18 protein-coding genes are annotated in these 21,413 nt (G+C 62.0%); 7 read left to right on the top strand and 11 right to left on the bottom strand.

Annotated features, from left to right (window positions below):
* Window positions 1-24 precede the first annotated feature (24 nt).
* Window positions 25-1,206: an aminopeptidase gene (locus tag FSY45_RS05395; RefSeq protein ID WP_046461682.1), complete on the bottom strand. Its 1,182-nt coding sequence runs from the start codon at window positions 1,204-1,206 to the stop codon at window positions 25-27.
* Window positions 1,207-1,248: 42 nt separating this feature from the next.
* Here FSY45_RS05395 and FSY45_RS05390 point away from each other — a divergent pair, with 42 nt between their 5' ends.
* The 3 genes from FSY45_RS05390 (at window position 1,249) to FSY45_RS05380 (ending at window position 3,545) form a co-directional block, all read left to right on the top strand.
* Window positions 1,249-1,866, top strand: coding sequence for a hypothetical protein (locus FSY45_RS05390; protein ID WP_046461683.1), 618 nt, complete (start codon window positions 1,249-1,251; stop codon window positions 1,864-1,866).
* Between the two features lie 74 nt (window positions 1,867-1,940).
* Window positions 1,941-3,212, top strand: coding sequence for a cyclopropane-fatty-acyl-phospholipid synthase family protein (locus FSY45_RS05385; protein ID WP_046461684.1), 1,272 nt, complete (start codon window positions 1,941-1,943; stop codon window positions 3,210-3,212).
* A gap of 12 nt (window positions 3,213-3,224) precedes the next feature.
* On the top strand, window positions 3,225-3,545 hold the full coding sequence (locus tag FSY45_RS05380) for a DUF1840 domain-containing protein (protein WP_003068640.1): 321 nt from the start codon (window positions 3,225-3,227) through the stop codon (window positions 3,543-3,545).
* Between the two features lie 74 nt (window positions 3,546-3,619).
* Here FSY45_RS05380 and FSY45_RS05375 read toward each other — a convergent pair whose 3' ends face one another.
* The 8 genes from FSY45_RS05375 to FSY45_RS05340 form a co-directional block, all read right to left on the bottom strand.
* Window positions 3,620-4,609, bottom strand: coding sequence for a tripartite tricarboxylate transporter substrate-binding protein (locus FSY45_RS05375; RefSeq protein WP_003068642.1), 990 nt, complete (start codon window positions 4,607-4,609; stop codon window positions 3,620-3,622).
* Window positions 4,610-4,897: 288 nt separating this feature from the next.
* Window positions 4,898-6,145 (bottom strand): phenylacetate--CoA ligase family protein, encoded by a 1,248-nt coding sequence (locus FSY45_RS05370; protein WP_003068645.1) that lies wholly within the window; start codon window positions 6,143-6,145, stop codon window positions 4,898-4,900.
* Window positions 6,146-6,304: 159 nt separating this feature from the next.
* Window positions 6,305-7,144 carry an ABC transporter ATP-binding protein gene (locus FSY45_RS05365; protein WP_012840001.1) on the bottom strand — a complete coding sequence of 280 codons (840 nt, stop codon included), beginning with the start codon at window positions 7,142-7,144 and terminating at the stop codon, window positions 6,305-6,307.
* A 188-nt stretch (window positions 7,145-7,332) separates the two neighbouring features.
* Window positions 7,333-8,649: an ABC transporter substrate-binding protein gene (locus FSY45_RS05360; protein WP_046461685.1), complete on the bottom strand. Its 1,317-nt coding sequence runs from the start codon at window positions 8,647-8,649 to the stop codon at window positions 7,333-7,335.
* A gap of 222 nt (window positions 8,650-8,871) precedes the next feature.
* Entirely contained in the window at window positions 8,872-9,936 is a 1,065-nt protein-coding gene (locus FSY45_RS05355; RefSeq protein ID WP_003068654.1) for a branched-chain amino acid ABC transporter permease, read from the bottom strand.
* 17 nt (window positions 9,937-9,953) lie between these two features.
* On the bottom strand, window positions 9,954-10,883 hold the full coding sequence (locus tag FSY45_RS05350; protein ID WP_039050110.1) for a branched-chain amino acid ABC transporter permease: 930 nt from the start codon (window positions 10,881-10,883) through the stop codon (window positions 9,954-9,956).
* Between the two features lie 10 nt (window positions 10,884-10,893).
* On the bottom strand, window positions 10,894-11,679 hold the full coding sequence (locus tag FSY45_RS05345) for an ABC transporter ATP-binding protein (protein WP_003068658.1): 786 nt from the start codon (window positions 11,677-11,679) through the stop codon (window positions 10,894-10,896).
* 11 nt (window positions 11,680-11,690) lie between these two features.
* Entirely contained in the window at window positions 11,691-13,616 is a 1,926-nt protein-coding gene (locus FSY45_RS05340; RefSeq protein WP_046461686.1) for a long-chain fatty acid--CoA ligase, read from the bottom strand.
* A 226-nt stretch (window positions 13,617-13,842) separates the two neighbouring features.
* Here FSY45_RS05340 and FSY45_RS05335 point away from each other — a divergent pair, with 226 nt between their 5' ends.
* The 3 genes from FSY45_RS05335 to htpG all read left to right on the top strand — a co-directional run bounded on the left by FSY45_RS05335 (window position 13,843) and on the right by htpG (window position 18,903).
* A complete protein-coding gene (locus tag FSY45_RS05335) occupies window positions 13,843-14,574 on the top strand; it encodes a Crp/Fnr family transcriptional regulator (protein WP_003068662.1) in 732 nt (243 codons plus the stop codon).
* An 84-nt stretch (window positions 14,575-14,658) separates the two neighbouring features.
* Window positions 14,659-16,623 carry a pseudouridine synthase gene (locus tag FSY45_RS28170; protein ID WP_223305690.1) on the top strand — a complete coding sequence of 655 codons (1,965 nt, stop codon included), beginning with the start codon at window positions 14,659-14,661 and terminating at the stop codon, window positions 16,621-16,623.
* Window positions 16,624-16,953: 330 nt separating this feature from the next.
* Complete coding sequence (htpG, locus tag FSY45_RS05320) at window positions 16,954-18,903, top strand: molecular chaperone HtpG (RefSeq protein ID WP_034377265.1); 1,950 nt, start codon at window positions 16,954-16,956, stop codon at window positions 18,901-18,903.
* A gap of 113 nt (window positions 18,904-19,016) precedes the next feature.
* Here htpG and FSY45_RS05315 read toward each other — a convergent pair whose 3' ends face one another.
* Both FSY45_RS05315 and FSY45_RS05310 read right to left on the bottom strand, forming a co-directional pair.
* Complete coding sequence (locus FSY45_RS05315; protein ID WP_046460511.1) at window positions 19,017-20,225, bottom strand: MFS transporter; 1,209 nt, start codon at window positions 20,223-20,225, stop codon at window positions 19,017-19,019.
* A gap of 21 nt (window positions 20,226-20,246) precedes the next feature.
* Window positions 20,247-20,741, bottom strand: coding sequence for a RidA family protein (locus FSY45_RS05310; RefSeq protein ID WP_003068672.1), 495 nt, complete (start codon window positions 20,739-20,741; stop codon window positions 20,247-20,249).
* 200 nt (window positions 20,742-20,941) lie between these two features.
* Between FSY45_RS05310 and soxR the strand changes: the two genes are divergently transcribed.
* Window positions 20,942-21,409: a redox-sensitive transcriptional activator SoxR gene (gene soxR / locus FSY45_RS05305; protein ID WP_003068674.1), complete on the top strand. Its 468-nt coding sequence runs from the start codon at window positions 20,942-20,944 to the stop codon at window positions 21,407-21,409.
* The last annotated feature ends 4 nt before the right edge of the window (window positions 21,410-21,413 follow it).

Genomic DNA, 21,413 nt, shown 5'->3' with positions numbered 1-21,413 from the left:
TTGTTTTGTGTCAATTTGAAGTATTTATTGGCACTGAGTCGCTGTTTCTGCCGCTTTTCCCCATTGGGCGCATAGCCGCAGCTTGCGCTCTTCAGCAGGCAAGGCTGCCAGCTCGTGCATCTGCGCATAGAAGCTGCGCCAGGTCTCGGGAGTGGCCGGGCCTTCGCCGCGCAGTTGCTGCCACCAGCGAGTCATGGCCGGCACCCAGTCGTCATAGGCGGCCAGGGCACCGAAGCTGGCGTTATTGGCCTGGGCCACCCATTCATCGGTCTGGGTCAGGCGCCGGTAATACTGCTCGCGCAGGGCGAGGCTGGTCAGCAGGGGCTCGTCGCTGGCAATCCATTGCGCTCTGAGTTGCGCATAAGTGGCGCGGAATTCGTCAAATACTTTGCTTTTGATGGCTTCCAGCACTTTGGCATCAAAGGCTTCGGTATTTTTCTGTTCATAAATCTGTTGCAGGCGCTGGCGGGTCTCGCGCGTCAGCTGTTGCCATAGCTCGCGCCGCTGCAGGCTCTGTTGCCAACGTTGTTGCGTGGCGGCGCTGGCATGGCTGTGCAGCCACAAGGGCGTGGCCATGCGTTCCACCGTGGTGGCAAAGGATTCGTTGAAGGCCGTGTCATTCTTCACATACAACAGCTGGTGGGCCAGTTCGTGGAACAGCAGGCCGGCAAAGTCACCCTCCTGCCAGGAGGTGAAGGTGCTGAGCAAGGGGTCGCCGCCCAGCCAGTTCAGATAGCCCAGCGTGGAGTAGGCAGGCACGCCATAGACGCTGGTCTCCAACCCCAGGGACTGAAGCGTTCGTGCCTGCGCCTGTGCGTCGCTCTTGCTGAAGTAGCCTCGGTAGGCAATGCAGCCGGTGACGGGAAAGCACCATTGGTGCATCTCCAGGCTGTAGGCCGGGGCTGCCACCACGTTCCAGACCGCAAACGGACGCTGCAGCTGAGCGTAGCGGGTGTAGCTGGCGTTGTCGGGCAGAGCCAGCTCCCGGCTGGCGAAGCGGCGCATCTGTTGCGCGGTCTGCAGGCGCTGACGCAGTGCTGCGGAGGTACTGTCTTCTGCCAGCCAGTCATCAATAGGTCGTGCGGCCTGAAGAATCTGCATCTGTCCCTTGAAACCTTGCCAGTAATAGCCGGCGCTGCTGCAGCCCGTCAGGCCTGCAATTGCGGCACTAATTCCCAGCAAAGCCCTCAGGCTGACTACACTCATCCTTTTTCTCATTGCGCTTGTCCGCCTGTCTGGTTTCGCTTCATGGATTTTCTAACGCTCGCCATCATTGTCACCACCGTGCTCTACGTGCTCAAGAAGCAGGAGCAGCGTCAGCACACCCAGCTTCTGGCCCAGCATCTGGCACGCTTTCAGATCGAGAAGCTCATGGCCAATCTGATGGAGGGATATCTGCGTGTCATCGGTGAGAAGGATGCGCAGAGGCGTGAACAGATCTGGCCCGTGCTGGCCAATACCGAGAGCAGTCTGGTGAGCCAGTTTCAGCGTTTCGCGGATGAATTCGCCACCTTGCCGGCCGAGCAGACGCGTGCCAGCACCCTGCCGCTGGCGCTGCCCTATATGACCAGGGTCCTGCCTTCGGCCACCATGGATGTGCGCGAGACCATGAAGCTTCATGCCCAGGCACTGGCGGCTGCCCGTGTGGGTGAGGCGGCCGACGAGGAAGAGCGCAAGCGCCGAGCCTTCACCATGACGGCCGAGCTGATGCTGATGCAGCACACCTGCCACTGGTTCTGCCGCAGCCGCACCGTTGCTTCCATGCGCTTGCTGGCGCGTCACAAGACGGCTTATGAACAAGTGCTGCAGTCTGTGGCCCCCGCCACCCTCAAGGCCTACGACAGGCTGGTGAAAGCCCGTAACTGATCCTCTGCCAGACCTGGAGGCAGTTTTCGGCAGGGATGTTTTCCGTCTTGACCCTGCCATAGTCGATGTGAACAATGGTTTTCATGAAAAACCTGTTGAGCACATTGGAGCCGCTGCTAGCAAGACTTCCTGTGACTGCATCGATACAGCTTCCCTCGGGCGAGCGTATCGGGCCTGAACACAGTGCGGTTCAACTCATTTTTCGCTCTCCCAAGGCTGTTGCGGCGCTGCTGGACGGCCAGATCGGCTCGATCGGTTCGGCCATCGTCGAAGGCTGGGTGGAGGTCAAGGGCAGCTCCCGCGACATCATGGCGGCAGCGGCCGGGTTGCTGCGCGGCGATCCGGTCGGTCATACGCCCTCCTGGCTGGGGCAGACGGTCTCCAAGGCCAGGTCGCTGGCCATGCACACGCTGACCCGCGATGCCGAGCAGATTCAGTTTCATTACGATCTCTCCGACGACTTCTACGCACTGTGGCTGGATCCGCGCCGCGTCTATTCCTGCGCTTACTACAAAGAGCAGGGCATGAGCCTGGCGCAGGCGCAGGAGGCCAAGCTCGATCACATCTGCAAAAAGCTCAAGCTCCAGCCCGGAGAGCGCTTCTGGGACATAGGCTCTGGCTGGGGCGGGCTGATCTTCTGGGCGGCCGAGCATTATGGCGTGCAGGCCCACGGCATCACACTGTCGTGCAACCAGTTCGATCATGTGCAGCGTCTGATTGCCGAGAAGGGCCTGCAGGGCAAGGTTCAGGTCGAGTTGCGCGACTACCGGCAAATGGGTGATGTGGCGCCGTTCGACAAGATCGGCTCAGTCGGCATGTTCGAACATGTGGGCAGCGCCAATCTGCAGGAATACTTCGAAACCATTTATTCCATGCTCAGGCCCGGCGGACTGGCCCTGGTCCATGGCATCACGGCGGGCGGTGTCAGCAATGTGGAGCTGGGTGCCGGCATGGGCGAGTTCATCAACCGCTACATCTTTCCCGGTGGCGAGCTCATGCATGTCAGCCGCGTGCTGCATGATCTGGCGGCCAGCGGACTGGAAATGGTGGATACCGAGAACTTGCGCCCGCATTACGCGCGCACGCTTTGGGCCTGGTCGGATGGGTTGGAGGCCAGGCTGGGCGAAGCTCAAAGCATTTTGCAAGCCCAGTACGACGAGGAAAAGGCCGCCAAGGCTTTGCGTGCCTATCGTCTTTATCTGGCGGGCTCGGCCATGGGCTTCGAGCATGGCTGGATTGCGTTGCATCAGATGCTGTGCAGCAAACCCGATGGCGATCTGCGCAGCGGTGCGATGGCGGGTGCGCAGAGCGGCTATCCTTTCAACCGCGAATACATCTACCGTTGAAGGAATCGCTCCATGCCCTACAAATTCAAATCGCGTGCCACGGCAGACCTCATCATGCTGGACGCCAACGGCCGCAAGCTGCTGGAAATCATCGGCAAGTCTCCCGATGAGGTGCATGGCATCATCACCGTGGAGCAGATTCCGGCCGCCATCGTCGCGCTGGAGGCTGCTGCCGCCGAAGATGCGGCCAGACGTGCGCAGCCGCAAGACGAAGCGCAGGAGGAGGATGCCGTGCCTGCAAATCAGGACGGCGTGGCCCTTGGCCGGCGCATCGTGCCTTTTGTCGACATGCTCAGGCGCAGCGCCGCCGATGGCAAGGAAGTGACCTGGTAAGCGGCCTTCTTCGGTCGCCCCATGCAAAAAGCCTGCAGATGCAGGCTTTTTTGCGTTGAACGGATCGTGCGTTCTCAGTCGGCGTAGATGCCGGCGGCCTTGATGACCTTGCCCCACTTGGCGATTTCGGCTTCCACAAACTTCTTGTGGCCCGCAGGGTTGGTACGGTCGTCGGTGGCAATCACGGCTCCCAGGGCTTCCTGGCGCTTGATGAACTCGGGGTCCTTGAGCGAAGCCTTCATGGCCTCGTTGATCTTCTGCACCACATCGGCAGGCGTGCCCTTGGGCGCGTACAGACCGTGCCAGATGGTCACGTTGAAGTCCTTCAGGCCCAGGGACTGCAGCGTGGGCAGGTCCTTGAGTGCAGGCGTGGTCAGAGGCTTGGCAGTGGTCACGGCATAGGCCTGAACCTTCTTGGCGGCAATCTGCGAAGTGGTGTTGGTGGTCTGGTCGCACAGCAGGTCCACCTGGTTGCCCATCAGATCGGCAATCGCAGGAGCAGCACCCTTGTAGGGCACGGGCGTCATGTCCTGCTGCAGCGAGGCCTGGAACATCAGGCCGCACAGGTGCGATGCCGAGCCCACGCCGGCGTTGGCCAGATTCACCTTGCCCTGGTTCTTGCTGACCCAGTCCTTGACTTCGGCGAAGTTCTTGGCGGGCAGGGTGGGGCGGCCGATCAGCGTCATGGGCACATCGTTGATGATGCCGGCGTACTCGAAGTCGTTGAGTACGTTGAAGGACAGCTTGCGGTACAGCGTCGGGATGGTGGACATGCCGATATGCGTCAGCAGCAGCGTGTAGCCGTCATTGCGTGCACGTGCGGCCTTGGCCGTGCCAATCGTGCTGCCGGCACCGTCTGCGTTGTCGATGACGATGGTGGCATTGTTAAGCTGCTTGCGCATGGATTCGGCCAGGTCGCGAGCCACCTTGTCGGTGGGGCCGCCTGCCGTGAAAGGCACGATGATCGTGATCGTCTTGCCAGCGGCTGGGTAGCTGTCGGCATGGCTGCTGATGGCTGCGGTGGCGGCCAGAGCGATGGTGGCGATCTTGAAAATAGTTTTCACAGTGTCTCCCTAAAAATAATGTGCAAGCAGACCAGGACGGTTGACTTGTCGTGACGTAAAGCCGGATTCTAGGTAGCGCTAATCTGTGGGGTTTTTGTTATTTTCTAAGTGTTATCCCTTGATGGAGCGGGCGATCACATTGCATTTGCGTTAAAGCAAACCGATTGCCTGTCGCGTATTGGCGACACATGTGCAGGGGCTTGGCCAAGCTCAAGTCCCAGTACAAAAGCCCCTGTACAAAACCTTTGGGCCGCAGAGCCAGCCGAATGCCGGCAGCTCTTCAGGGCTTCACTGATAGGAGCGCGCGTCCTCGATCACCTTGCCGTCATTGGGCAGGCTGCCGGGAGACACCATCTGCACTTCGCCGCGCAGCTTGGTGACTTCGCGCAAGGCGTCGATCACCTGCAGGGCAAAGCCCGGTGCGGTTTCCGTGGTTTCAACCAGCAACTGCATCTGGTCGTTGGCCATCTCACCCGTCACCACCAGCCTGGCCCTGACGATCTGCGGAAAGCGCTTGACGACCTCGGCCACCTGTTTGGCATGCACGAACATGCCGCGCACCTTGGTGGTCTGGTCGGCGCGGCCCATCCAGCCCTTGATGCGGGCATTGGTGCGGCCCGTGGGGCAGGTTCCCGGAAGATAGGCCGAGAGGTCACCCGTGCCAAAGCGGATCAGCGGATAGTCGGGGTTGAGCGTGGTGATGACCAGCTCGCCCACCTCGCCCTCCGCCACAGGGTCGCCGGTTCCGGGGCGCACGATCTCCACGATCACTCCCTCGTCCAGCACCAGACCTTCGCGGGCGCTGGTCTCATAGGCAATCAGGCCCAGATCGGCCGTGCCATAGCTCTGGTAGGCATCTATGCCATGCTCGCGCATCCATTGGCTGAGCGAGGGAGGGAAGGCTTCGCCGCTGACCATGGCCTTGGTCAGGCTGGGCAGCTTCACTCCCATCTCCAGGGCCTTTTCCACAATGATTTTCAGAAAACTGGGCGTACCCACATAGGCTGCAGGCCGCAGATCGGCCATGGCCTGCACCTGCTGCTCGGTCTGGCCCGTGCCGCCCGCAAACACCGTGCAGCCCAGGGCCTGGGCGCCGGTTTCCATCATCGATCCGGCGGGCACGAAGTGATAGCTGAAGCAGTTATGCACCAGCTCACCAGCCCTGAAGCCTGCGGCGTACATGGAGCGGGCCATGCGCCAGTAGTCGGGGCGGCGGCTTTCGGGCTCGTAGATGGGGCCGGGGCTGGAAAACAGCCTGGGCATGTCGTGGCCAAGGCCAATGGCATTGAATCCGCCAAAAATCTGCTGCGGACGCTGTGCGGCCTGGCGCTCCAGCAGCTCGCTCTTGCGCGTCACAGGCAAGGTGGCCAGCGCTGCGCGACTGGTGATACGGGATGCATCCACACCTTTGAGAATTTCGGCAAAAGCGCTGGAGCGCTGCTGTGCATGGGCAATCTGCAGCGGCAGGCTGGCCATGCAGTCGGCTTCGCGCTGTTCGGGGCTGCGGGTTTCCAGGGCATCGTAGAAATCACTCATGGCAAATCCTGTAGAGAAAATCTGCAAGCAAAACGGAAGTCAATGGGCGCAAGCTAAAAACTGGCGCGCACCAAGCCAGAGACAGCGAGCAAGCACCGCCGCGCAGCGAGGCTGTCGTCCCCCTAGGGGGAAGGCGCGAAGCGCCTCAGGGGGCCGCCATCAAGCCAACCAGCGTTTTCTGCGTTTGTAGCTCTTGACGTCCTTGAAGCTCTTGCGTTCGCCGCCGCCCACGCCCAGATAGAACTCCTTGACGTCCTCGTTGCTGGCCAGATCCTTGGCGGAGCCGTCCATGACGATGCGCCCGCTTTCCATGATGTAGCCGTAGTCGGCGTATTTGAGCGCCATGTTGGTGTTCTGTTCGGCCAGCAGGAAGGTGACTTTTTCCTTGCTGTTGAGGTCTTTGACGATGTGAAAGACCTCGTCCACGATCTGCGGCGCCAGGCCCATGGAAGGCTCGTCTAGCAAAACCATACGCGGGTTGCTCATCAGCGCACGGCCGATGGCACACATCTGCTGCTCGCCGCCCGAGGTGTAGGCCGCCTGGCTGGTGCGCCGGGTCTTGAGGCGCGGGAAGTAGTTGTAGACCTTCTCGAGATTGGCTGCAATCTCGCCCTTGTCCGTGCGTGTGTAGCTGCCGGTGAGCAGGTTTTCTTCGATCGTCAGGTGGGCGAAGCAGTGGCGTCCTTCCATGACCTGGACCACTCCGCGCTTGACAAGTTCGGCGGGCGAGAGGTTGGCGATCTGCTCGCCCTCCAGCGTAATGCCGCCCTTGGTGACTTCGCCGCGCTCGCCTTTGAGCAGGTTGGAGATGGCGCGCAGCGTGGTGGTCTTGCCTGCGCCATTGCCACCCAGCAGAGCCACGATGCTCTGGTGGGGTACTTGTAGCGAGACGCCCTTGAGCACCAGGATCACATGGTTGTAGATGACCTCGATGCCATTGACTTCCACCAGCGGTGCGGTCTGGGCAGAAGTGGAAACTGTGTGCGCGATATCGGTCATGCGGTCACCTGATAACTCAAAATAGATAGCTGTCTGCACTTTATGGATAAGCGCTCGAGGCTGATTTTTATAAATCCGGTTGCGACGAGGCGGGCCTTGGTCAGAGACATCAAGCAAGGACCTGGGCAGGCCGCGCCGTCGTCCCCCTCAGGCGCTTGGCGCCAGTGAGGGGGAAGGCGTGAATCGCCTCAGGGGGTGCAGGTTCTTACCTTGACGTTCTTTTCCTTGGCGTACTTTTCCGCAAATTCCTTGTAGAGCGGATCGACCATGGACTTGTCGGCCTGGTACCAGTCGGAAGTCACCTTGAACTTGCTGCCATCCCAGGTGGCAATACGGGCCCAATCGGCGCCCAGGTGGTTGTCGCAGCTGGTCTTGAAGGGGCGGATGATCTTGCCGAAGCCCAGCTCGTTCAGGCGCTCCTGCGTCATGTTCAGGTTCTCCAGGCCCCAGCGCACCTGCTCGGGTGTCATGACCTTGCCCTTGCCGAACTTTTCCTGAGCGGTGCGGATGGCCTCTACCTGCAGCATGGAGATCACCATGCCGCGAGTATGTGCCAGCTGGCCCAGTTCCTTGGCGTCCTTGGCTGTGCCCTGACCCTTGTCGTAGAGCATGGACTTGATGTCGCCATGCACCTTGTCGCTCTCGGCCGTGTTGTGGATGGTCACCGTGTTGTAGCCCTTGGCGCCGGCACCGATGTCCTTGACGTCATGGTCGGAGCCGCCCCACCAGACGGCATACATCTTCTCGCGTGGGTAGCCCGTGGCCTGCGCCTCACGCACGGCCGTAGGAGTCATCACGCCGGCCGACCACAGCAGTACATAGTCGGGGCGGTTCTGGCGAATCTGCAGCCATGTGGATTTTTGCTCCACGCCGGGGGCGGTCACGGGCAGCTTGATCAGCTCAAAGCCATCCTTGGCGGCGCGCTTTTCCAGCAGCGGAATCGGCTCCTTGCCATAAGGCGAGTCGTGATAGACCAGAGCGATCTTCTTGCCCTTGAGGTTGCCTTTTTCCTTCTTCAGAATGTCCTGCACGATGGAGTCGGCGGCTGTCCAGTAGTTGCCCAGCAGCGGGAAGTTCCACTCGAAGACCTTGCCGTCCACGGACTGGGACAGACCATAGCCTGGGGTGACCACCGGCATCTTGTCGCCGGGAGCCTTGTCGGTCACGGCAAAGGTGATGCCGGTGGACTGGGTGTCAAAGCCCGAGGCGCCGCCGTCCTTGTTCTTGAGGCGCTCGTAGCATTCCACACCCTTGGCCGTGTCATAGGCGGTTTCGCATTCCTCGAATTTGATCTTCACACCGTTGACGCCACCCTTGGCATTGACCAGCTTGAGGTAATCCTGCTTGCCGTCCGCCCATGGAATACCCAGGGGCGCGAACTGGCCCGTGCGATACACCAGCAGAGGCACGAACTGCTCCTGGGCCTGAGCCGCAGGCGAGGCCATCAAGGCTCCCATGCCTGCAGCAATAGCAGCGGCAGCAATCGCAACTTTCTTGAACATCATCGACTGTCTCCTTGGGTTGTATGGGACGCTGTCCCGGTTGCAGGCACTCTGCGGTGTCTTGATTAATAAGAGCTAGGGCTCAAGCATTGGAAACTGTCTTTGGATTTGGCAACAGCCATCTCAGAGACATCGAGCAAGGGGCGTCCCGCCGCGAGGATGTCGTCCTCCTCCCGCGAAGCGAGAGAGGAGGAAGGCGCGTAGCGACTCAGGAGGTGTTTCATATCAATGCGGAAACGGCCAGACGCGCAGCTTCTGACGGGCCGTGGCCCAGAGCTTGGCCAATCCGTGGGGTTCCACAATCAGGAAGAACACGATGAGCGCACCAAAAATCATGTGCTCGAGATAGGTCGCCGTGGCAGTGGACAGCGGCAGGCCCAGCCAGTGGGGCACCTGGTTGAGCAGCAGCGGCAGCAGCACGAAGAAGGCGGCGCCGAAGATGCTGCCCACGACCGAGCCCAGGCCGCCGATGATGATCATGAACAGCAGCTGCAGCGAGCGGTCCAGGCTGAAGGCCGCGGGTTCCCAGGCACCCAGGTGGACAAAGCCCCAGAGCGCGCCGGCCACGCCGACGATAAAGCTGCTGACCGCAAAGGCCGACAGTTTGGCGTAGGTGGGGCGAATGCCGATCACTGCAGCTGCCACGTCCATGTCGCGCATGGCCATCCATTCACGTCCTACAGAGCTGCGCACCAGATTTTTGGCGGCCAGGCCGAGCAGACACAGAATTGCCAGGCAGAGCAGGTACTTTTCCATGGGCGTGTCGATGGCCCAGCCCAGAATGGCCAGGGGCTTGGCGCTGACCGAGCCGGAAGAGGAGTTGTTCGTCACCCAGGCCGCGCGGGTCGCCAGCCAGTCCACAAAGAACTGGGCGGCCAGCGTGGCCACGGCCAGATACAGGCCGCGAATGCGCAGGCTGGGCAGACCGAACACCACGCCGAACGCCATGGCCACCACGCCACCGCCCAGAAGTGCTACCAGCAAAGGCATGCCTTCAATGCGGGCCTGCAGGTTGTAGGCCGCATAGGCACCCACGGCCATGAAGGCGGCGGTACCCAGCGAAATCTGGCCGCAGTAGCCGACGAGGATATTGAGTCCCAGCGCCGCCAGCGACATGATGACGAAAGGAATCAGAATCGCCTGAAAGGTGTAGTCGCTGGCAATGAAGGGAATGGCCAGGAAGGCAAAGGCCAGCACCAGCAGGATGACCCAGCGGTCCTGCGCGACGCCGAAGATCTGCTGGTCTGCCGCGTAGCTGGTCTTGAACTGGCCGTTTTCACGATAAAACATATTCTTGTTCTCCCCGTTCAGACGCGGTCAATGATCTTGTCGCCGAACAGACCTTGGGGCCGTACCAGCAGGAAGCAAAGGGCCAGACCATAGGCAAACCAGGTCTCGATGCCGCCGCCCACCATGGGGCCGATGTAGACCTCGGAGAGCTTCTCTCCCACGCCGATGATCAGGCCGCCGATGATGGCGCCGGGCAGTGATGTCAGGCCGCCCAGAATCACCACGGGCAGGGCCTTCAGGGCCACCAGCGACAGCGAATACTGAACGCCCAGCTTGCTGCCCCAGATGATGCCGACGACCAGAGCCACGCCGCCGGCCACCGACCAGACGATGACCCAAATGCGCGACAGCGGAATGCCGATGGACTGGGCGGCCTGGTGGTCGTCGGCCACGGCACGCAGCGCGCGTCCGGTCTTGGTTTTCTGAAAGAAGATGCTCAGGCAGATCACCAGAATGGCGGCGATGCAGGCCGCATACAGGTCTTCCAGGCTGATCATCACGCCGCCTTGAAACAGGCTGTCCATGATGAAGACGGGGTCCTTGGGCATGCCTACGTCAATCTTGTAGACCTCGCTGCCAAAGACCATGGGACCGAGGCCGTCGAGCAGATAGGCAATGCCCAGCGTGGCCATCAGCAAGGTGATGGGCTCCTGATTGACCAGATGGCGCAGGGCCAGGCGCTCGATCACCCAGGCCACGACCACCATCAGCGCCAGGGTGACGACGATGGCCAGCAGGTTGCCGACGAGACCGGGCTCCATGCCCAGCCAGCTGGGAATCCATTGCGAAAAACGCGCCATGGCCAGGGCCGAAAACAGCACCATGGCGCCTTGCGCAAAGTTGAAGACACCAGAGGCCTTGAAGATCAGCACAAAGCCGATGGCGATCAGTGCATACAGCGTGCCCACCATGAGGCCGCCGAACAATGTCTCTAAGAAAAATCCCATGACTGCTCCTTCAGTGGCCTGCGCCCAGATAGGCGCGGATCACGTCTTCGTTGTTGCGTACTTCATCGGGAGCGCCGTCGCCGATCTTCTTGCCATAGTCCAGCACCACGACACGGTCCGAAATGTCCATGACCACGCCCATATCGTGTTCGATGAGCACGATGGTGGTGCCGAACTCCTCGTTCACATCGAGGATGAAGCGGCACATGTCCTGCTTTTCTTCCACATTCATGCCGGCCATGGGCTCGTCCAGCAGCAGAACCTGAGGTTCCATGGCCAGGGCCCGGCCCAGGTCCACGCGCTTTTGCAGGCCATAGGGAAGCTGGCCCACGGGAGTCTTGCGATAAGCCTGGATTTCGAGAAAGTCGATGATGTGCTCGACGAACTCGCGGTGCTGCATTTCCTCGCGTTGCGCAGGGCCGATGCGCAGGGCCTGCATGAGGATGTTGCTCCTGATCTTGAGGTTGCGGCCGGTCATGATGTTGTCGATCACGCTCATGCCCTTGAACAGCGCCAGGTTCTGGAAGGTGCGTGCGACACCCATCTCGGCCACCTGGCGGCTGTTCATATGACTGAAGGTCTGGCCGCGAAAGGTGATGGAGCCTTCGGACGGTGTATAGACGCCGTTGATGCAGTTGAGCATGGAGCTCTTGCCGGCGCCGTTGGGGCCGATGATGGAGCGGATTTCGTGCTCTTTGACATTGAACGAGATATCGGTCAGGGCTTTGACGCCGCCGAAACGCAGACTGATGTTCTTGATGTCCAGAATCACTTCGCCGCTGGTTCTTGTATTCATGAAAATTCCTCTCAGGCGGCAGCCGGGTGGAGCTTGGCTTCGACGATGGTCAGCGTGGCGCTGACGCTGCCTGTGCGGCCGTCCTCGAACTTCACCAGGGTCTCGATGAACTGCTGCTGCTTGCCGGTGTAGAGCGCATCCACCAGCACGCCGTACTTGTCGGCGATGAAGTTGCGGCGTACCTTGCGGGTGCGGGTCAGCTCGTCGTCATCGGGGTCCAGTTCCTTGTGCAGCACCAGAAAGCGCGCCACCTGGGTGTCGGCCATGCCGGGCTCGCTGGCCAGGTCGGCGTTGACCTTGTCTATGCAGTCGGCCACCAGCTCCAGCACCTTGGCCTTGCTGGCCAGGTCCACATAGCCGCCGTAGGGCAGACCCTGGCGCTCGGCCCAGTTGCCCACGGCCTCGTAGTCGATGTTGATGAAGGCGCAGACCTCGTCCTTGCCATGGCCGAAGCAAACGGCTTCCTTGATATGCGGGAAGAACTTGAGCTTGTTCTCTATGTAGTTGGGCGCGAACATGGCGCCGCGGCTGGTCTTGCCCACATCCTTGGCGCGGTCGATGATGCGCAACTGGCCGTTGGCGTCGATCACGCCGGCATCGCCGGTATGGAAGTAGCCGCTGGCGTCGATCACCTCGGCCGTGGCGTCGGGACGCTTGTAGTACTCCTTGAGCACTGACACACCCTTGACCAGCACCTCGCCATTGTCGGCAATCTTGAGCTCGATGCCCGGAGCCGCCTGGCCCACGCTGGAGAGTTCCACCTGACGGTCGCGCTGCAGGCAGACATAGGCACAGGTTTCGGTTTGACCGTAGAGCTGCTTGAGGTTGATTCCGATGGAGCGGAAGAAGCGAAACAGCTCGGGGCCGATGGCAGCGCCTGCCGTATAGGCCACGCGGATGCGCGAAAGGCCCAGAGCATTGCGCAGCGGCCCGTAGATGAACAAGCTGCCCAACTGGTATTTGAAGCGATCCATGGCACTGACGCTCTTGCCGTCCAGAATGTCCGAGCCTACGCGACGTGCCACCTCCATGGCCTTGGCATACATCCATTGCTTGAGCGGCGAGGCATCTTCCATGCGAATGGAAACCGAGGTCAGCATGCCCTCGAATATGCGCGGCGGAGCAAAGTAGTAGCTGGGTCCGATCTCGCGCAGGTCGATGGCGATGGTCGAGGCGGATTCCGGGCAGTTGATGGTGAAGCCCGCCACCAGCCATTGCGCAAACGAGAACAGATGGTCTCCCACCCAGGCCGGCGGTAAGTAGCAGATCACATTGTCCGAAGCATTCAGGCCATCGGTCTGCACGCCGCCGCGGGCAGATTCGCCAAAGCTGGCGTGGGTCTGGCACACCCCCTTGGGCTTGCCCGTGGTGCCCGAGGTGTAAAGGATGACCGAGACATCGTCGGGCGAGACAGCCTGGACCATGGCCTCATAGGCTCCCGCGTGCCGTGCATCCCATTCCTTGCCCTTGGCCAGCAGCTCATCGGTGCTGATGAGTCCGGGTTGGTCATATTTGCGCAGGCCGCGCGGATCGTCATAGATGATGTGACGAATGCCGGGAACGCTCTCGCGCACTTCCAGCAGCTTGTCCACCTGTTCCTGGTTCTCGGCGAAGGCGAACGCGATCTCCGCGTCCTCCATCACAAAGCGCATCTCGGCGGCCACGGCATCCTGGTACAGCGGAATGGGCACTGCGCCACAGGCCTGAACGGCCAGAAAGCCCATGTAGACATGGGGCCGGTTATCGCTGATGAACGCCAGGTTCTGGCCACTTTCAAGCCCCAGTGCGCGCAGGCCGCAGGCCATGTGGCGCACGGTCTGTGCGGCTTCGCGCCAGCTCCAGGTTTGCCAGATGCCATACTCCTTTTCGCGCAGGGCGGGCGCATCGGGGCGTTCTGTCGCGTGCTTGAGCAGCTGTTGCGGGAACGTGGTTGTCATGCCTGATCCTCTTGGTTGGGGTTGGAGCCGCCGCGGCTACCCTTCACGAAAGTCTTGCAGACATGCTATGAGCGACTTTGACGTCAGGATGTCTGTTTGACGACAATTTGAGGGAAAGCCTGTATAGTGAAAATCCGCTGTAACAAATGCTGCTGAAAATGGCGCATTTGCTGCCTCGTGGAAATCCCGCTGTTGCGCCAGCGCGGCTTTGGCAATGCTTCTGGGCATGAGTCAAGAACTGTCCCTGCATCAAAGGCGGCGCAAGCCTTTGAGCTCAGAACTCGATGGCATTCCCTGGTGGCCCGTTCTGTTGCCCATAGAGCGTGAAAACGTGGCACGCGTGCTGCTCGTCGGCGATGCCGAGCCGGGTGACTATGTCTGCCGCACCGGTCGCCCGCCTACCTACTGGTTTGGCGTGGTCGACGGCCTGCTCAAGATGAACACCGAAAGCGCCGACGGAGTCAGCATGACGCTGGCCGGCCTGCCTCCCGGCGGCTGGTTTGGCGAGGGAACGGTCATCAAGCGCGAGCCCTATCGCTACAACGTGCAGGCCATCCGCAAGACTGTTGTGGGCGGCCTGCCCATAGACATGTTCCACTGGCTGCTTGATCACTCCATAGGTTTCAACCGTTTTGTGATGAACCAGCTCAACGAGCGCCTGGGCCAGTTCATCGCGGCGCGCGAGATCGACCGCATGAGCAATCCCGATCTGCGCGTGGCGCGCACTCTGGCCGCCTTGTTCAACCCCTTGCTCTATCCCGGCGTGGGGCAGATTCTGCGCATCACCCAGCAGGAGCTGGCCAATCTGGTCGGCCTGTCGCGTCAGCGTGTGAACGAGGCCTTGTCCGTGCTGCAGCGCGAGCGCGTGATCCAGATCGAGTATGGTGGCCTGCGCGTACTGGACCTGGAGGCACTGCGGCATGGAGAGTTCTGCGCGTCGCGCAAGGCGCTTGCCTGAGGTACGCCCTATAACCTAGCTCCGCGCTGGAATTGTGGATAACTCTCGCCTCGCGCCCGCGCGTCGCGAGACAATTACGCCCAAATGTCAGTCAAACCTCCTAAAGAGTCCGGCGCCCCTGGTGCTGGCAAATCCTCCGCGCCCTCGGATTCCTCGTCGGCGCGCCCTGTTTTGCGTGCACCGGCCAAGCCAGCCAAGGCCGAAAAGCCTGCGGCAGCCCGTGGCTCCAGGCCCGCAGGCGGCACCGATCGCGGCTCCGATCGCGGCTCGCGCGGCGAAGGCCCGCGTGGCGAGCGCGGCGCACGCCCTCAGCGTGAGCGTGACGAGCGCCCCCGCGCTTCCGGCTTTGGTCGACCGGACGGCGGCCGTCCTGCTCGTGACGACGGTGAACGTCGCGGCGGCTTCTCGCAGCGCGATGAGCGCCGTCCCCGCGCCGATCGCGACGAAGGCGGCGAGCGCCGCTTTGGCGGCGGTGACCGCGGTTTCCGCCCCTATGGCGAGTCGCGTGATGGTGATCGCAGTGGCGAGCGCCGCGAGTTTCGTCCCCGTGATGACCGCCCTCAAGGCGGCCGTGACTTTGGTGACCGTCCACGCTCGTCCGGTTTTGGTCGTCCCGACCAGGGCCGCTTTGAGCGCTCCGAAGGCGGAGAGCGTCGTGAATTCCGTCCTCGTGACGACCGCCGTGATGACCGTCCGCAAGGCGGTCGTGACTTTGGCGACCGTCCACGTTCGTCCGGTTTTGGCCGTCCTGACCAGGGCCGTCCTGAGCGTTCCGAAGGCGGCGAGCGCCGTGAATTCCGTCCACGCGACGGCGAACGTCGTGGCGGTGGCGGTGATCGCTTTGAAGGCCGCCGCGATGAGCGTCCTCAGGGTCGTGACTTTGGTGACCGTCCGCAAAACCGTGGTTTTGGTCGCCAAGACCGCTCCGAAGGTGGCGAACGCCGCGAATACCAGCCCCGTGATGGCGAGCGCCGTGGTGGCGATCGCCCGCAAGGCCGCGACTTTGGTGATCGTCCGCAGAACCGTGGCTACGGTGACCGTCCCGAAGGCCGCTCCTTTGATCGTGACGACCGTCGCGGGGATGCCCGTCGCGGTAACGACCGCCGCAACGACGAGCGCCGTGGCGAGCGTGGTGGCGAGCCTGAAAAGCGTCATATTCCGGGCTCGTTTGTGTCGGAGGCCACACGCCGTCCCACGACCGGCATTCGCACCTATCGCCCCGCAGCCGATGGCTCGGACCGCGCAATTCCCGTCAAGCGTGCGCCCGAAGTGGAGGCGCGCCAGGACGACCGTCCCGGTGCCGTGCGCATCAACAAGCGCATTGCCGACATGGGCATGTGCTCGCGTCGCGAAGCCGATGAGTGGGTGGAAAACGGCTGGGTCACGGTCAACGGCGAAGTCGCAACCATGGGCCAGAACGTGGTGCCCGGCGACAGGATCGAGATCGACCAGAAGGCTCAGGAGCGCCAGGACCAGCAGGTCACCATCCTGCTGAACAAGCCCATGGGCTATGTCAGCGGTCAGGCCGAGGACGGCCATGAGCCCGCCGTGGTGCTGATCACCAACGAGAACCGCTGGAACGAAGACCGCAGCAAGACGCGCTTCAACTTCAGCCAGCTCAAGGGCCTGGCTCCCTGCGGCCGTCTGGACATCGACTCCGTGGGCCTGCTGGTGCTGACCCAGGACGGCCGCGTGGCGCGCCAGATCATTGGCGAGGACTCGGAAGTCGACAAGGAATACCTGGTGCGCGTGACCTTCGGCGACCGCGACGTGGATGTGCAGTCCGTCTTCCCCGAGGAAAAGCTGGCTCTGCTGCGCCACGGCCTGTCGCTGGACGAGCAGCCGCTCAAGCCGGCCCAGGTGGACTGGCAAAACCCCGAGCAGCTGCGCTTTGTGCTGACCGAAGGCAAGAAGCGCCAGATTCGCCGCATGTGCGAACAGGTCGGCCTCAAGGTCGTGGGCCTCAAGCGCATCCGCATCGGCGGCGTGACCCTGGGCAATCTGCCCACCGGCCAATGGCGCTATCTGGCTGCGCATGAAAACTTCTGACACCCCCTGAGGCGCTTCGCGCCTTCCCCCTCTCTCTACGCGCTGCGCGCTATGGGAGGGGGACGACACCCTCGCTGCGGGACGGCGGGGCCGCCCAGGCCCTTCCTCGGAGTCTCTTGCTTGGGGGGGGGGGGGCAGTTTTTCAGTGAAATTGGCCTGTGCCCCTTTATTGATAAGCGCAAGTAGCTATTCTTTTTGAATAAGCACTTGCGCTTTTTTCTTGCCCGAATAGCCCTTGAAATATCAGGGGCAGGCCCTAGCTATGACTGCGAATCGCCTTGAGAGGACCTCCGGGCGGCTTTTGATTTTCAGTTTTTCGCTCACAAAGACATGACAAAGCAAACCCATTCCTTCCAGGCCGAAGTGGCCCAATTGCTGCATCTGGTCACGCATTCGCTGTATTCCAACCAGGAAATCTTCCTGCGCGAGCTGATCTCCAATGCTTCGGATGCTTGCGACAAGCTGCGCTTTGAGGCGCTGGGCGATGCCAGCCTCTACGGCGATCAGCCTGAGCTGGAAGTGCGCGTTTCCTTCGACAAGGCTGCCCGCACGCTGACCATCACCGATACCGGCATCGGCATGAGCGAGCAGGAGGCCATCGACAATCTGGGCACGATTGCCAAGAGCGGCACCAAGGCCTTCATGGAAAAGCTCAGCGGCGACCAGAAGGCCGATTCGCAATTGATCGGCCAGTTCGGCGTGGGCTTTTACTCGGGCTTCATCGTGGCCGACAAGATCACCGTGGAAACCCGCCGCGCCGGTGCTCCGGCATCGGCCGGCGTGCGCTGGATCAGCGGCGGCACGGGCGACTTCGAGATCGAGCAGATCGAACGCGCCCAGCGCGGCACCAGCATCATCCTGCACCTGCGTGAGGACGCCGAGGAGTTTCTCAACGGCTACAAGCTCAAGCAGGTCATCTCCAAATATTCCGACCACATCAGCCTGCCCATCCTGATGGAAAAGGAAGAGTGGAAGGACGGCGAGAACGATCAGCCCGGCGAGATGGTCAAGACCGGCGAATGGGAAACCGTGAACAAGGCCAGCGCCCTGTGGACCCGCGCCAAGAAGGACATCACGGAAGAGCAGTACAAGGAGTTCTACAAGGCCATCAGCCATGACTTCGAGGACCCTCTGACCTGGAGCCACAACCGAGTCGAAGGCAATACCGAGTACACGCAGCTGCTCTACATCCCCGCCAAGGCCCCGTTCGACCTGTACCAGCGTGACAAGCATGCCGGCATCAAGCTCTATGTGAAGCGCGTCTTCATCATGGACGACGCCGAGGCGCTGATGCCCCAGTACTTGCGCTTTGTGAAGGGCGTGATCGACTCTGCCGATCTGCCGCTGAACGTGAGCCGCGAGCTGCTGCAGGAAAGCCGCGATGTGCGCCTGATCCGCGATGGCTCGGCCAAGCGCGTGCTGTCAATGCTGGAAGACCTGGCACGGCACGACAGGCACGAAGCTGCGGCCGAGGCTGCCGATGGCGTGCAGGACGTGGTCAGCGAAGAGGACAAGGCCAAGGAAGGCAAGTTCACACAGTTCTACAACGAGTTCGGCGCCGTGCTCAAGGAAGGCCTGGGCGAGGACTTCGGCAACAAGGAGCGCATTGCCAAGCTGCTGCGCTTTGCCACCACCACGCACGAAGGTCTGAACACATCGTTTGCCGACTACAAGGCACGCATGAAGGAAGGTCAGGACGCGATCTACTACATCACGGCCGACACCCTGGCTGCGGCCAAGAACAGCCCGCAGCTCGAAGTGTTCAAGAAGAAGGGCATCGAAGTCCTGCTGATGACCGATCGCGTGGACGAGTGGGCGCTCAACTATCTGCACGACTTTGACGGCACGCCGCTGCAGTCCGTGGCCAAGGGCGCCGTGGATCTGGGCAAGCTGCAGAACGAGGAAGAGAAGAAGGCCGCCGAGGAAGCCGCCGAAGCCTTCAAGCCCGTGCTGGCCAAGCTCAAGGAAGCACTCAAGGACCGTGCCGAAGACGTGCGCGCCACCAGCCGCCTGGTCGACTCGCCAGCCTGCCTGGTGGTCAGCGACGGCGGAATGAGCCTGCAACTGGCCCGACTGCTCAAGCAGGCCGGCCAGGCAGCGCCCGAGTCCAAGCCGGTGCTGGAAGTGAATCCCGATCACGCCCTGGTCAAGAAGCTGGACGGCTCGGTCCACTTCAACGATCTGGCCCAGATACTGTTCGACCAGGCCGTGCTGGCCGAGGGCGGCATGCCCGAAGATCCGGCTGCTTATGTCAAGCGTGTGAACGCGCTGCTGGCCTGAGCGGTTCGTTCTCCCCGATAAAAATCCCCGCAGAGTGGTGGCTCTGCGGGGATTTTTTCATGATTTCTGGCTGTATCGCTTATGGGTAGAGTGCTAACAGCTATCAAAATTGATTAGCTGCGTGAACGTTCAAGCAGGCAGCGATCCCAGAGCACCATGGTCAGGGTGAGCAGGCCCAGCAGGCCTCCCATGAGACTGGTGCCGGTCCAGCCATGGTGTAGCCAGGCCCACGAGCCCAGTGCCGAACCGAGGGAGGCGCCGAGGAAGTACGTGGTCATATAGACGGCATTGAGGCGCGATCTGGCTTCGGGCGCCAATGCATAGACCACGTTCTGGTTGCTGATGTGCAGGGCCTGCAAGGCTCCGTCGACCACCAGTAGGCCCAGCATGAACCACCAGATGCTGCTGCCGCCCAGCCACAGGCACAGCCAGCCCAGCAGCATCAGAATGGCGCCGGCCAGCGTGGTGGACTGCTCCAGCCCTTTGTCGGCCATGCGGCCTGCCACATTGGCCATCAGTGCGCCGGCAATGCCGACTATGCCGATCAGGCCGATCATGAGATCCGAGAGTTCAAAGCCCGGCCCGGCCAGCAGCAGCGCCATGGTGGAGAACAGCACGCTCACGGTGGCAAAGCCGGTGCCGCCAATCAGCGCGCGGCTGCGCAGGCGCGGATGCCGGCGCAGCAAGTCCCCCAGGGACTTCATGACTTCGCCATAGCTGACGGGAGCGGCGGGAGCCGCCTTGGGCAGGGCACGTGCCAGCAGCAGGGCCATGAAGGCCGTAGCGATGGCACCTGCCCAGTAGACGGTGCTCCAGCCGCCTAGATCGGACAGGATCCCCGCCACGCTGCGCGAGGCCAGAATGCCTATCAGCAGGCCGCTCATGACCAGCCCTACGGCGCGGCCGCTGGTGCCGGGGGCGGCGAAGGTGGCCGCCATGGGCACCAGTACCTGGGCGGCCACCGAGAAGACACCGGCCATCAGCGTGCCGGCAGCCAGCAGCGCAAAACTGCCTGCCAGGCCGCTGATACCCGAGAGCAGCATGCCGCAGGCGGCCAGCAGCATCAGCGTCAGAACCAGGCGGCGGCGCTCCAGCATATCGCCCAGCGGCACGAGAAACAGCAGCCCCAGGCCGTAGGAGACCTGGGCCATGGTCACGGTGCTGGAGGCCTGGGCATCGCTGATCTGCAGATGCCGGACCATGGAGTTGAGCAAGGGCTGGTTGAAGTAGTTGGCTCCGGCGCACAGACCGCAGGCCGTGGCCATGAGCAGCAGGGTGGTTCTGGAGAGGACGGTAGTGGCCGCTGGTGTTGTGGTCTTCATGAGGCGTTCAGGTGCAGGGTGTCAGGCGGGAGTGGCGGCTTTGGCGCCCACCGCCATGGGCAGGGCCGCCGTGGCCTCCACCTCGATCAGCATGCCGGGCAGGGCCAGCTTGGGCACGGGAATCAGCGTGCAGGCCGGAAAGCGCGGCCGCTGGTCGCCGGCCTCGCCGCTGCCCCAATGCTGTCTCACGGCGCTTTGCCAGTGCTCGAAGCGCTCCAGCGAATGATCGACGATGAGCACGGTGAGCTTGAGCACATGGCCCATGTCCGCGCCGCCGGCGGCCAGGGCGGTCTTGATATTGGCCAGAGCCTGCGCAGCCTGCCGGGCAAAGCTGTCTGGCAGCTCGGCCAGGGCGTTTTCTCCGCCCTGGCCCGAGACGAAGAGCCAGCGCAGCGGCTCCTGGACGGTGACCACGTGGGTGTAGCCATTGGGCAGGCTGTCATAAAGACCGGCGGGCTGCAGATAGCACGGTTGCGGGGAAGGGGCTTGGGCAATGAAACTGGGCTTGGCGTCCATGAAAGTCTTTCAGGCAAGGCGGCTTCGGCAGGGCCCGTCAGCGGCAGGCCTTTGTCTCGGAAGCTGCTGGAATTGTTCAACCTCAACTAAGCTTGAGGTCAAGCGGTTTGTATGACCACACAGGATTGCGGTCATGGCGGCCAGGCAGGGACAACGGGAAGCAGCGGGAGATGACTGTGCAGTGTGAAGAGGCTGGCGATATGAATGGATGCGGCAGCGGCCTGGTGGCCGAGGCTGAGGGAATGCCGGATCTCAGTGTGGGAGAGGTCGCCAGCCGCAGCGGGGTGGCGGTATCGGCCCTGCATTTCTATGAGAAGCAGGGCCTGATCGAGAGTGCGCGCACCGCAGGCAATCAGCGCCGCTATGCACGAGCGGTGCTGAGGCGGGTGGCCGTGATCAAGGTGGCCCAGCGCATGGGAGTGCCTTTGGCCGAGATCGCGCAGGCACTGGCCCATCTGCCGGCCAACCGCGTGCCCGGCAAGGCCGACTGGAGTCGCCTGTCCTTGCATTGGCAGGCACAGCTCGATGCACGCATCGCGATGCTGACTCAGCTCAGGGATCAGCTCGATTCCTGCATAGGCTGTGGTTGCCTGTCTCTGCAGGCCTGCCCGCTGCGCAACGACCATGACTGTCTGGCGGCGCAGGGAGCCGGCCCGCATTTCAGATAGTCGT

The organism is Comamonas sp. Z1 (assembly GCF_008121555.1).
Taxonomy (GTDB): domain Bacteria; phylum Pseudomonadota; class Gammaproteobacteria; order Burkholderiales; family Burkholderiaceae_C; genus Comamonas; species Comamonas thiooxydans.
Note: the sequence above shows the minus strand (reverse complement) of the source record. Positions and strands in the feature narration are given on the sequence as shown.